Source organism: Bacillus sp. LSHTCR4 (assembly GCF_057197025.1).
In genome coordinates this window covers 412398-424504 of sequence record NZ_JBXUNO010000003.1, presented here as the reverse complement: position 1 = coordinate 424504, position 12107 = coordinate 412398, and the positions used below count along the sequence as shown (strand labels likewise).

General features: G+C 36.5%; 11 protein-coding genes and 1 pseudogene. 8 read left to right on the top strand and 4 right to left on the bottom strand.

Going from position 1 to position 12107, the window contains the following annotated elements:
- Positions 1-13: 13 nt before the first annotated feature.
- A complete protein-coding gene (locus tag AC2CGR_RS21660) occupies positions 14-739 on the bottom strand; it encodes a glycerophosphodiester phosphodiesterase (protein WP_087968488.1) in 726 nt (241 codons plus the stop codon).
- A 152-nt stretch (positions 740-891) separates the two neighbouring features.
- Here AC2CGR_RS21660 and AC2CGR_RS21655 point away from each other — a divergent pair, with 152 nt between their 5' ends.
- The 4 genes from AC2CGR_RS21655 (at position 892) to speB (ending at position 4572) form a co-directional block, all read left to right on the top strand.
- Complete coding sequence (locus AC2CGR_RS21655; RefSeq protein WP_000276566.1) at positions 892-1299, top strand: MerR family transcriptional regulator; 408 nt, start codon at positions 892-894, stop codon at positions 1297-1299.
- A gap of 5 nt (positions 1300-1304) precedes the next feature.
- Positions 1305-2468, top strand: coding sequence for an MFS transporter (locus AC2CGR_RS21650; protein ID WP_061687835.1), 1164 nt, complete (start codon positions 1305-1307; stop codon positions 2466-2468).
- Positions 2469-2654: 186 nt separating this feature from the next.
- Positions 2655-3482, top strand: a complete 828-nt coding sequence (speE, locus tag AC2CGR_RS21645) for a polyamine aminopropyltransferase (protein ID WP_000424696.1) — start codon at positions 2655-2657, stop codon at positions 3480-3482.
- Positions 3483-3699: 217 nt separating this feature from the next.
- A complete protein-coding gene (gene speB, locus AC2CGR_RS21640) occupies positions 3700-4572 on the top strand; it encodes an agmatinase (protein WP_001209831.1) in 873 nt (290 codons plus the stop codon).
- Positions 4573-4979: 407 nt separating this feature from the next.
- On the opposite strand, the gene AC2CGR_RS21635 is transcribed toward speB, so the two are convergent.
- Positions 4980-6017, bottom strand: a complete 1038-nt coding sequence (locus tag AC2CGR_RS21635; protein WP_087968486.1) for a PTS sugar transporter subunit IIC — start codon at positions 6015-6017, stop codon at positions 4980-4982.
- Between the two features lie 234 nt (positions 6018-6251).
- Here AC2CGR_RS21635 and AC2CGR_RS21630 point away from each other — a divergent pair, with 234 nt between their 5' ends.
- The gene (locus tag AC2CGR_RS21630) at positions 6252-6614 is read left to right on the top strand and encodes a YxeA family protein (protein ID WP_087968485.1); all 363 of its coding nucleotides are present in this window, start codon (positions 6252-6254) and stop codon (positions 6612-6614) included.
- A gap of 25 nt (positions 6615-6639) precedes the next feature.
- Here the strand turns inward: AC2CGR_RS21630 and AC2CGR_RS21625 are convergent, their stop codons facing one another.
- A complete protein-coding gene (locus AC2CGR_RS21625; RefSeq protein WP_087968484.1) occupies positions 6640-7626 on the bottom strand; it encodes a S66 family peptidase in 987 nt (328 codons plus the stop codon).
- Between the two features lie 202 nt (positions 7627-7828).
- Between AC2CGR_RS21625 and AC2CGR_RS21620 the strand changes: the two genes are divergently transcribed.
- The 3 genes and pseudogenes from AC2CGR_RS21620 to AC2CGR_RS21610 form a co-directional block, all read left to right on the top strand.
- Positions 7829-8266, top strand: a complete 438-nt coding sequence (locus AC2CGR_RS21620) for a YwiB family protein (protein WP_000744345.1) — start codon at positions 7829-7831, stop codon at positions 8264-8266.
- Positions 8266-9936 (top strand): arginine--tRNA ligase, encoded by a 1671-nt coding sequence (gene argS, locus AC2CGR_RS21615; protein WP_087968483.1) that lies wholly within the window; start codon positions 8266-8268, stop codon positions 9934-9936. Before AC2CGR_RS21620 ends, argS begins: the two co-directional genes overlap by 1 nt.
- A 278-nt stretch (positions 9937-10214) precedes the next feature.
- Positions 10215-10724, top strand: a pseudogene (locus tag AC2CGR_RS21610) (anti-sigma factor); the annotation flags it as partial.
- Between the two features lie 27 nt (positions 10725-10751).
- On the opposite strand, the gene AC2CGR_RS21605 reads toward AC2CGR_RS21610, so the two are convergent.
- The gene (locus AC2CGR_RS21605) at positions 10752-11126 is read right to left on the bottom strand and encodes a hypothetical protein (RefSeq protein WP_087968481.1); all 375 of its coding nucleotides are present in this window, start codon (positions 11124-11126) and stop codon (positions 10752-10754) included.
- Between the last annotated feature and the right edge of the window lie 981 nt (positions 11127-12107).

Genomic DNA, 12107 nt, shown 5'->3' with positions numbered 1-12107 from the left:
AGAGCTCCTTCAATTAAGAAAGGAGCTCAAAGGCACGTGCTGGCCAATCGGTAATAATCACATCTACGCCATAATCAATCATAGTTTGTAAATCTTTGTATTCGTTAATTGTATAAGGGCGGAAAACATACCCTTGTTTTTGTGCGAGTTGAACAAATTCCTTTGTTAGTAGCTCAAAGTTTGGATGTAAACCAGTTGCTTCTCTAGTTTTTGCTTCAGCGATAGGATCAGCGAGTGGTGTGTCATATAAAATTGCTCTTGGGATTTCAGGAGCTATTTCTGCTAATAATGAAACAGAGTCGTGATTAAATGAAGAGAATACAATTTGATTAGATAGATGATATTCTCGAACGAGAGCAACAGCCTTTTCTTCAATATTTGGATAGTGAATTACGTCTGTTTTTAATTCAATATTGAGTTGTAAGTTTGTTGTAGATAACCAAATAAATACTTCTCGTAACGTCGGAATTTTTGCTTCATGAAAAGAAGGATCTTTATAGCTACCAGCATCTAAAGCTTGTAATTCAGCTACCGTTTTTTCAGAAACAAGTCCTATGCCATTTGTTGTACGATCGACTGTTTCATCGTGAATCACGACAAGTTCACCATCTTTTGATAGGTGGACATCAATCTCAATTCCATGGGCGCCAATGCGTTCAGCTTCTTGGAAGGCAATCATCGTATTTTCTGGATGTGTCCCTTTTACGCCGCGGTGAGCGAAAATAAGTGGTTTACTCATGTGAAATTCTCCTTATCGTTTCTTTTCTTTCATTATGAAACTGCTTTAGAAAAAATACAATTTAATATGACAAACATTTACAAAAGTCTAACAGTTGCACAAAAGTTAACGTTAACGTAAAATGTAATAATCGAGTGAAGGGAGGAATAAACATGTATAAGATTGATGAAGTCACAAAGCAAGTTGGTTTAACAAAACGTACACTTCGTTATTATGAGGAAATTGGTTTAATTCATCCCCCAGAACGTAGTGAAGGGAACATCCGCCTGTATACAGATGAAGATATTGCAAGGATTAAAAGGATTGTAGAAGCGAAAGAAGTACTAGGAATTACGCTACAAGAAATGCAGCATTTCTTATCGTTAAAAGAAAGAATGGAACAGAGAAGAAATAGCGAGAATCCTCGTGACCGTGAAGTGATTCAAGAAATTAAAGAGATGCTTGAAAAACAAGTGCAAACGCTAGACGAGAAAATGGAACAAATGCAGCGTGTGAAGGCCGAACTGGAAGATAGTTTACATCGTGCAGTGACATTTTTAGAGAATACAAAAGGAGAGTAATCAAAATGGAGAGCAAACAAAAACTAGGGAGATTGATTACAGTGTTGGCTACTTTCCTTGCCTTTTCAGGTATAGGGGTAGTCGACCCAATTCTGCCAATTATTGCTGAAAAGATTGGTGCATCGCATTGGCAAGTAGAGATGTTATTTACAGCATATATTTTGACGATGGCAATTATGATGTTACCAGCTGGAATATTTGCATCGAGATTTGGTGATAAACGAATGATGACAATCGGTCTTGCGATCGTGACTGTATTTGCGTTTATATGCGGTATATCGCAAACGATTGCTCAATTATCTCTTTTCCGCGCTGGATGGGGATTAGGGAATGCGATGTTTTTCGCAACGGCGATGACTTTATTGATTGCATTAAGTAAAGAAGTTCATGAAGCAGTAGGATTATATGAAGCAGCTATCGGTTTAGGAATGGCAGGCGGACCGTTATTAGGCGGGATATTAGGTGGACATTCTTGGCGTTACCCATTTTTTGCGACGAGTATTTTAATTTTCTTAGCATTTATTTTAGTTTTCTTCTTTGTGAAAGAACCAGAGCGAAAAGTGAAGCGTAAAGCAGCGGGCGTAGGAGAATTACTTAACCTAGTGAAATATAAACCGTTTATGCAAGGTGCGATTTCAGGAATGCTATACTACTACGGATTTTTCGTTGTGTTAGCATATTCACCACTTATCATGCATTTATCTGCCATTCAATTAGGATTTGTATTTTGCGGATGGGGACTTGCGTTAGCTTACGGTTCTGCAATTTTAGCACATAAGCTAGAAGGGAAATATGAGCCGAAAGCATTGTTAAAAGGTAGTTTACTCGTATTTGCGCTGTTCTTAATTGCACTATTCTTCGTGAAAATTATGTGGTTACAAATTGTATTAATTGTTCTATCAGGATTAGCATCAGGATTAAATAATGCATTATTTACAAGTTATGTAATGGATATTTCACCGTATGAAAGATCTGTTACATCTGGTGTTTATAACTTTGTTCGTTGGTTAGGTGGCGCAATTGCTCCCATTTTATCAGGGATTATCGGCCACACTGTTTCACCGCAAAGTCCATTTTTAGTAGGTGGGATTGTTGTATTAGTTGGTTGTGTAATGATTTTAATTCCGATTCGAAAACCGGTAGAAGTAGAGACAAAAGCCCTTTCTTAAGAAAGGGTTTTCTTTCCTATTACAGGGCAATCCCTTTTCGTATATATGTTAGAACCCTCTGACTAAAATATATTTTCGGTATTTTTGTACTTTTAACTATACTTTTTGGATGTTTTGTTTTATTTTTGTTAGGGGACATTAATGATGTCCCTATTATAAATTTGCATTGAAAGGCGTGATTGTACGATGGAACTATGGTTCACTGAAAAACAAACAAAACATTTTGGGATTACGGCGCGTATTAACCGCACATTACATACGGAGCAAACAGAATTCCAAAAACTTGATATGGTTGAAACGGAAGAGTTCGGAAACATGCTTATTTTAGATGGCATGGTTATGACAACAGAAAAAGATGAGTTCGTTTATCATGAAATGGTAGCGCACGTACCTTTATTTACACATCCAAACCCTGAAAACGTATTAGTTGTAGGTGGCGGCGATGGTGGTGTTATTCGTGAAGTGTTAAAACACCCAAGCGTAAAGAAAGCAACTCTTGTTGAAATTGATGGAAAAGTAATTGAGTACTCTAAACAATACTTACCATCAATTGCAGGCGCATTAGATAATGAGCGTGTAGAAGTAAAAGTAGGAGACGGTTTCCTACATATCGCAGAAAGTGAAAATGAATACGATGTAATTATGGTAGATTCTACTGAGCCAGTAGGGCCAGCAGTAAACCTATTTACAAAAGGCTTCTACGCTGGAATTTCAAAAGCGTTAAAAGAAGATGGTATTTTCGTTGCACAAACGGACAACCCTTGGTTCACACCAGAACTAATTACAACTGTGTTTAAAGACGTAAAAGAGATTTTCCCAATTACTCGTTTATACACAGCGAACATTCCAACTTACCCAAGTGGTCTTTGGACATTCACAATCGGATCTAAAAAACACGATCCATTAGAGGTAAGTGAAGAGCGTTTCCACGAAATCGAAACGAAATACTACACAAAAGAATTACACAATGCAGCATTCGCATTACCGAAATTTGTTGGCGATCTAATTAAGTAAGAGAATCGTATGGAACAAATAAAGTGTAAGTAGCTCATTTAAGGTGTTTGTCCAGAAGACTTGAACATGCTAGCTATTTACACTTCTGTAAAGAAAATTGTCTTCTTGTTATGAAATAGAAGACCCGGTAAATCGAGAAAGAGGAGCAACTCGCTCCAAATTTGAGAAATAATGAAAGGTTGGGATACCTTAAGTTCCACATAAGGAGGAAAAGAATATGCGTTTTGATGAAGCTTATTCAGGTAAAGTATTTATTAAAAGTCATCCAAGTTTTGAAGAGTCAAAGGTAGTTATTTATGGGATGCCTATGGATTGGACAGTAAGTTACCGTCCGGGATCTCGTTTTGGCCCTGCACGTATTCGTGAAGTATCAATCGGTCTTGAAGAATATAGTCCGTATTTAGATCGTGAACTAGAAGAGGTAAAATATTTTGATGCGGGTGATATCCCATTACCATTCGGAAACGCACAACGCAGCTTAGACATGATTGAAGAATATGTATCAAAACTTTTAGATGCCGATAAGTTTCCACTAGGTCTCGGCGGTGAGCACTTAGTGTCTTGGCCAATTTTTAAGGCTATGGCAAAAAAATATCCGGATTTAGCAATCATCCATATGGATGCTCATACTGATTTACGTGAATCGTATGAAGGGGAGCCTTTATCCCACTCTACACCAATTCGTAAAGTGTGTGATTTAATTGGTCCGGAAAACGTATATTCTTTCGGAATTCGTTCTGGAATGAAGGAAGAATTTGAATGGGCGAAAGAAGTAGGGATGAACTTATACAAATTTGACGTATTAGAACCGTTAAAAGAAGTATTACCGAAACTTGCAGGACGCCCAGTCTATGTCACAATCGACATTGATGTATTAGACCCAGCTCATGCTCCAGGAACAGGAACGTTAGAAGCTGGTGGTATCACATCTAAAGAATTATTAGATTCCATCGTAGCAATTGCAAATTCAAATATAAATGTAGTTGGAGCAGACTTAGTAGAAGTAGCTCCTGTCTACGACCATAGTGATCAAACACCAGTCGCAGCAAGCAAATTCGTGCGGGAAATGCTTCTCGGTTGGGTAAAATAAAAGTGAAGCCGACTGTTTAGACCCGGTGACTAAGGTTCTTTCCTGCAAAAGGTGCTTTTTACCTTTTGACAGGGAAGGTTCTTAGACGCAAGGGTCTAGGAGGCGTAACTGGATAGAAATAAAAGCGGAAGCGGCTCGTTCAGAATGTGAGGGGGATGGAGCTTCAGACACAAAGGCGCCTTTTGCCTCGAAGGAAGAAGCGAAGCCACCGATCATTCTAGCTGCTGTAGCTGGATAAAATAAGAGCCCTCTAATCATATAGAGGGTTCTTATTTTGCCTTTGTGAATCGATAAACCAATATATTAAAAAATGAATGATATAATTCGAGTTGTGCCGATATAATTTCATTTACCGTTATACAATACAAAAAAGAGCTATTCTCAAACGATGGGAATAGCTCTTTTTCTTATGCAACCTTCTCTTCTGAGGTAATGCCGCGAATTTCATCAGCAGAACGAATAGGATATTTACGGAACACAATTGATCCGATGTATCCAACAATAGTGGTAACGATTCCACATAATATAGCAGCAATTGTTACTTTTACAACGTCATTAAATCCGAATAAGACAAGAAGTCCTGGGATTGGTGATGCTGTTCCTGGTGCATTATTAACGAGCTGGAATAGAGATGTAATAATACCAGCAAGTGCACCGCCAACGAAGTTTGTCGCATAAATTGGAATCGGATTTGCTGAAACAACATCGGCTTGTGTTAAAGGCTCGATTGCTACAGCAATTGTGTCTTTCTTTGAACAAATCTTTAGTCGTTTAAAGAAAATAAAGTTCATTGGGGCTGAGGCTGCTACGGCAAGACTACCAATTGCCATTGGTAAACCTGTTAATCCAAGCATTGCAGTTAGTGCCATAGAACTTAGTGGAGAGGTAGAAATAACTGTTATTAATCCACCAAGCATAATGCCCATAATGATAGGACTTTCTGTAGTTGCAACTGAAATCATAGAACCGATTTTACCGAGCGTTGCGTTCACGAGCGGATCCATAAGCATTGCCATTCCGCGTGAGATTGGTGCAGCAATAAATAAAATTGCTAAAAACTCTACACCAGCTGGTAATTTCTTTTCGAGGAATTTCACGACGAAAGCACAAACGTATCCAGCGAAAAATCCTGGTAAAATACCGAATCCACTAGTAGCGATACCGATTAAAACAGCATATACAGGTGAAACACCGATTGCTAGTGCGACTAAAATTGCCGCTGCGACACCGCTCATACTACCAGAAGCTTCTCCTACTGATTGTAAAAAGTCATTATGAAACATTTCTCCACCGATATAACGGTGAAATGCTTCAATAAGAAAACTTGCGATTGCTGCATTAGCTAAAGCACCCATTGCTTTCATTCCGTAAGGAGCACGGTAACTAAAAAGTGTAAATAGACAAAGTACAACAAGTAATAGTGCTAAACCTTGCAAGATAGCCATTTGAAAACTGTCTCCTTTGATTTTTGTAATAAAAATTTGTATCATTCAATAATAATATAAAAGTTCATGAAACGGAAAAATTTTTTATTGGGAAATTGCTATAAGGTGAAAATGCCTTACAATAATGTAAGGAAAGTGTAAGGTGTTTAGATAGAGTATAGTATGTCATTTTTCGTATAATACAAGTATAGATATATGACTAGGGAAAAAGAAGTACAAACAGGAGGCGCATGTATGAAATTGGTAATTAAAGTTTTAGTTGTATTCGCCATCATTCTAGGTGGAACAGCGTATTATTTGAACACAAAAACAGAAGGTGTACATGCTTTTGTAGACAACTTCTTTTCAAATAAAGAAATACAAGATTATTATGCGGTTATAGATAAAGGTGAGAAAAAAGACGGGGAATATTTGTATACATTTAAAGCATATACAGAAGACGGAAAGTTACAAGTTGTGAAAAGAATGATGAACCGTGAATTGCATACAGGTGCTTTTATAAAAATTTATGCAAAAGGTATGCAAGGAAAAGGATGGGCTGAAATCCCGAAAGAATCAATTCCGCAAAAAGCGTTGGAAAAAATAGAAAAACCATAAAAGGAGCGACTCATTCGCTCCTTTTTTAGTGCGTTAAAATCGTGATAGATATCTTTTCTTTGCTAGAAATGATTTTTGCACGTCCACCGATTGGAAAAGTGAAAATCGGGGTTGTATGACCGAAACTTGCGTTTGCAATGATAGGGATATGTGCAAGTTCAGGCTTCGAAGCAATCATTTCTTGAATGTCTTCTGTCGTACATTCTGTGCCTTTTTGCATCTTTCCTATAACGATGCCTTTTACATGTTCAAAATCTTGCTGCTGCATAAGAGAATGTAAATATCGATCAAAAGTTTTAAGAGTAGCTTTCCCAGTTAAACTATCCTCTTCAAGAAATAAAATTTTATCCTTTAAGTTTGGCATATATGGTGTACCTTGCAGTAAGTTCAATGTGCTCATATTACCACCGATAATATCTCCCGTAGCTTCTCCTTCGTGAATCGAAACGTATCCTTCATTTTTAATAAATTCTCGATTTTTTTGATCTATATACCAAGAATCATCGCTCCATGTTTCAGATGGAAGGACTTCAATCGGCTCATTAGAAGTTACGCATTTTAAAAAGTAATCGGTTGTATACTCGAGCCCTTTCTTCATTCCAAATGAGGAGAAATGGGGGCCTGAATATGTAACAAGTCCTGTTTTAGTATAAATCGCATTATTTAATGCAGTGATATCAGAATAGCCACAGAAAAATTTCGGGTTTTCTCGAATTAAATCGTAATCGAGATGTTTTAACAAACCATTAGAGTTGTATCCGCCAAGTGTTGTTAAAATGGCTTTTACATTCGGATCTCTAAATGCTTCGTGAAGGTCTTGAACGCGTGAAGAAATAGAAGAAGAAGCGAACCTATCTATCTCATCAGCATGTGTTGAGAATGTAACGTGAAAGCCAATGTCGGTTAATCTTTTTATAGCAAAACTTCTGTTTTCAGTTGAGACAATACTTAAACTACAAGATGGTGAAATAACTCTAATTTCATCACCTTTTTTCAATTTTGTTGGTAGCATCTATTTCACCCCTTTAAATGAAAGAATATTTAGATTTAAAAAATATTTTATCATATGAAATAAAGTGAAAGTGAATTATTTTTTGAAATGGAGTTTTCCTGATTTTTCAGCAGACAGACAGAGGTTTTTTTTGATATGATAGGAAAAGTGATTTATTATAAGTAGTATTTAATATCTATAACATTTGAAAGGTGTGCAAGACGTGAAGAAACAACTTGCAGGCTTGCCGGTACACGTTCATTTCGTAACAGAAATCCGTGAAGGGGCGAGGAAGGAAACCGTTGCTTTTGAAGCAAATGGTCAATACTATGTAAAAGGTCAAGGTACATATGTAACATTCCAAGAGCCGAACGAACAAGGCGAAGTGAAAACAATTATTAAAATTCAAGATGAACAAGTTCTCATTATGCGTTCAGGTGCTGTTTCAATGCGTCAAACGCATGTGAAAGGTGAATGGACAACTGGTACGTACACGAGTGAACTTGGTACGTTTGCATTGCAAACAAAGACTGATAACGTTCTTTTTAAATGGTCGGATGAAAAGAAAAAAGGACAACTCTTCTTAACGTACGCATTGCTTCTAAGTGAACAAGAAGCTGGCAGATATACAATTACACTTAATTTGAAGGAGGCAAAATAATGAATTCTTTAGAACAAGTAAAAGGATTGATTAAAGAAGAAATTCAAGCTGCTGTATTAAAGGCAGAATTAGCAACAGAAGAACAGATTCCAAACGTTGTATTAGAATCTCCAAAAGATAAAACAAATGGTGACTTCTCTACAAACATGGCAATGCAACTTGCACGCGTTGCGAAAAAAGCACCTCGTATGATTGCAGAAGAATTAGTTGCAAACTTCGATAAAGCAAAAGCTTCTATTGAAAAAATTGAAATCGCAGGTCCTGGTTTCATTAACTTCTACATGGATAACAGCTACTTAACAGACTTAATTCCAACAATCGTTAACGCTGGTGAAGCTTACGGTGAAACGAATACTGGTAAAGGTGAAAAAGTACAAATTGAGTTCGTATCTGCGAATCCAACAGGTGACCTTCACTTAGGACATGCACGTGGCGCAGCAGTAGGTGACACTTTATGTAACCTATTAGCAAAAGCAGGATACGATGTATCTCGTGAGTACTACATTAATGACGCTGGTAACCAAATTCATAACTTAGCTCTTTCTGTTGAAGCTCGTTACATGCAAGCTTTAGGGTTAGAGAAAGAAATGCCAGAAGATGGATACCATGGTGCGGACATCATTGGAATCGGTAAACGTTTAGCAGAAGAGTTTGGCGATCGTTATGCGAAAGCTGATGAAAAAGAAAGCTATGAATTCTACCGTGAGTACGGTTTAAAATATGAGTTAGCAAAACTTCAAAAAGACTTAGAAAGCTTCCGTGTTAAATTTGATGTATGGTTCTCAGAAACATCATTATACAAAAACGGAAAAATTGATCAAGCTCTTGCTGTATTAAAAGAGCGCGACGAGATTTTTGAAGAAGACGGTGCAACTTGGTTCCGTTCAATGACTTACGGTGACGATAAGAACCGTGTATTAATTAAAAACGATGGTTCTTACACGTACTTAACGCCAGATATCGCGTATCACCGTGATAAATTAGAGCGTGGTTTCGATAAGTTAATCAACATTTGGGGTGCTGACCACCACGGTTACATTCCACGTATGAAAGCTGCTATTCAAGCGTTAGGTTACGATAAAGAAACACTTGAAGTAGAAATCATCCAAATGGTACAACTGTATCAAAATGGTGAAAAAATGAAAATGAGTAAACGTACAGGTAAAGCAGTTACACTTCGTGAGCTTATGGAAGAAGTAGGCGTGGACGCAATGCGTTACTTCTTCGCAATGCGTAGCGGTGACTCTCATTTAGACTTCGATATGGACTTAGCTGTATCAAAATCTAATGAAAACCCAGTATACTATGCACAATACGCTCACGCTCGCGTATGTAGTATCCTTCGCCAAGGTGAAGAATTAGGATTAGCTACAGGCGGAGACGTTAACTACAAACTTGTTACTTCTGAGAAAGAAGTAGAGTTACTGAAAAAACTTGGTGAATTCCCAGCAGTAGTTGCGGATGCAGCACAAAAACGTCTACCACACCGCATTACAAACTATGCATTTGAATTAGCAGCAGCATTACACAGCTTCTACAATGCAGAAAAAGTATTAAACCAAGATAACTTAGAATTAAGTAAAGCTCGCTACGAGTTAATGAAAGCAGTACGCACGACACTTCAAAACGCATTAGCAATCGTAGGAGTATCTGCACCAGAAAAAATGTAATTAAGAAAAGCGGAGCCGACTGTTTAGTCCCGAAGGCTAAGGTTCTTTCCCACAGAAGATGCATTTTATCTTCTCGTGGGGAAGGTTCTTAGACGGAAGGGGCTAGGAGGCAGAGCTAGACATAAAGAAAAGCGGAAGCGGCTCGTTCAGAATAGGAGGGGGATGGAGCACCTGACAGAGAGGCGTACTTTGCCTCGGAGGAAGGCGCGAAGCCACCGAGTATTCTAGTCGATTTTCGCTTTTAGTAAAAGGCAATCACACGATGTTGTGATTGCCTTTTTTTTATTGGAGTTTTGTTATATATGATAAGAAGAAGTAACAAGAAAATAGAAGGAGAACATACAATGAAGGCTATGAAAAAACAAAAGATAACATTAGTTGTCACATTTGCAAGTGCGATGTTTGTATTACTTAGCGGCTTTGCTTGCGTTCAAACGTTAGATGATATGTGGAAAGCTGGTGATATATATTTAGAAAGTGAGAAGCAAGGAGAGAAAAGTTATGAAGCGAAATTCTCATCATGGGATATTGCTGGTAAAGATATTGAAATTCAGCACGAGACAGATACAGAAGTGACATTTTCTTATGAGACAGATGCAAAACGCGGTAATTTATGCTTTAGTTTGTATGAAAGACAAGGGGAAGGGATAAAAGAGTTAAAGGAAATTTGTGAATCGAAAAAAGGTACTTTCAAAGCTACATTGAACGCAAATGAAAAATATGTCTTAAATATAAGTGGCTTAATGGTGAAAGATGGATTTGTAAAAGTAAAATGGAAAGAGAAATAAAAGGGGTCCTGTAAAAGGACCTCTTTTCTATTGGATAGTATACGTAACAGAAAAGCTAATAGGACTATAGTAAACGTAAGGCGCATGAAATTGAACGTATATATTTCCATCTGTTTTTGCAGTGAAAATTCTGCCGTACCCATCAGAATAACGTCCGATAAGGTTATGATTTGAGTCATAAACACTGTAACTAGGAGTTTTACTGTTAGGTTGAATTGTTAATTCTTGTCCCTTTTGAAGGAAAACAGGTTCTTGTTCAGAACTACTTCCAGTTTGCAAAGAATAAAATTTTGTAAAGCTTTGTGCTTGAGTAGCGGCAGCGGCCTTTGTTTCAGGAATAAACGCGGTAGCACCAGTAATTCCTGCTAAAGTTAATGTACCGGCTAAAATCATTTTTTTCATAGTAGAAAAGCCTCCTTAATTGTTGTAATCGTTTTTGTTACAGTTAATATTGTATACGATAATGAGTAGGAGAAAATATGCTTTTATGCATATATGTATTTTCTCAATAAAATGTCACCACTTTAAATTGGGTTATTTTTAATATAACTAATTGTTTTTTCTTTTGGACTGAAAACACAAGATAGATAAAGACTTAATTATATGTTTTTTTATTTCAATTAATTTATATTGAGAAATAGAAAAGTGAAAAGTGAATTATTTGCATATTTTTAATGAGGATATAGATGTTATTACTTTTAAAAGAAAGGTGGGTTTTTCTGAAAAACATAAATATATAATGTTTTATAAATTAAGGAGAATTCTATGAGGGTGGTCAATCTTAGCCAAAATATGATATGTAAAATAGGATAATCGGTTAACCTAAAGGTGCCTTATAATAATGAAGTAAAAATGGGGGACAACAATTAACTATTGATTTTTGGTAACAATTCTAGAATAATAGACTATGGAAAAAATTTGTTGTTTTTTGGGGGAATTACGAAAAAAAGCATGTCTGTACTATTTATTGATGAAATGCTAATAGGAAATGTTGTAATTGCTTTAAATAATGTTATTACAATCAAGGTAAGTATACTTACATTTATAACTACCTAACAACTGAGTAGGTAATCCTCAAAACTTCTTATTTATTTAAAGAATTAGGGATTTGATGCTAATCAACTTGTTTTTTTAGATTAGATAAAAATAATGAGGAGATATACACCTCGTATTTTTGATTCAATACCACTTATATATATTAATACATAAATATATATAAGTACATATAAATATTTTATTATTCGTAAAGAAATTAAAAATTCCTAGCGGATAGATAATATGTAGGTTTATTTTAATTTTTTGACATAGATCTAGAATCAGATCTATCAGGAGAAACCCTTTTTCCTGACACCCAGTTATATACTCCAAAAATGAAAAGACTGA

Bases quoted from the DNA above. Each gene is read 5' to 3' on its own strand.
- AC2CGR_RS21660 (WP_087968488.1), bottom strand. From the start codon at position 739: ATGAGTAAACCACTTATTTTCGCTCACCGCGGCGTAAAAGGGACACAT.
- speE (WP_000424696.1), top strand. From the start codon at position 2,655: ATGGAACTATGGTTCACTGAAAAACAAACAAAACATTTTGGGATTACG.
- AC2CGR_RS21630 (WP_087968485.1), top strand. From the start codon at position 6,252: ATGAAATTGGTAATTAAAGTTTTAGTTGTATTCGCCATCATTCTAGGT.
- AC2CGR_RS21605 (WP_087968481.1), bottom strand. From the start codon at position 11,126: ATGAAAAAAATGATTTTAGCCGGTACATTAACTTTAGCAGGAATTACT.
- AC2CGR_RS21655 (WP_000276566.1), top strand. From the start codon at position 892: ATGTATAAGATTGATGAAGTCACAAAGCAAGTTGGTTTAACAAAACGT.
- AC2CGR_RS21625 (WP_087968484.1), bottom strand. From the start codon at position 7,626: ATGCTACCAACAAAATTGAAAAAAGGTGATGAAATTAGAGTTATTTCA.
- AC2CGR_RS21650 (WP_061687835.1), top strand. From the start codon at position 1,305: ATGGAGAGCAAACAAAAACTAGGGAGATTGATTACAGTGTTGGCTACT.
- speB (WP_001209831.1), top strand. From the start codon at position 3,700: ATGCGTTTTGATGAAGCTTATTCAGGTAAAGTATTTATTAAAAGTCAT.
- AC2CGR_RS21635 (WP_087968486.1), bottom strand. From the start codon at position 6,017: ATGGCTATCTTGCAAGGTTTAGCACTATTACTTGTTGTACTTTGTCTA.
- argS (WP_087968483.1), top strand. From the start codon at position 8,266: ATGAATTCTTTAGAACAAGTAAAAGGATTGATTAAAGAAGAAATTCAA.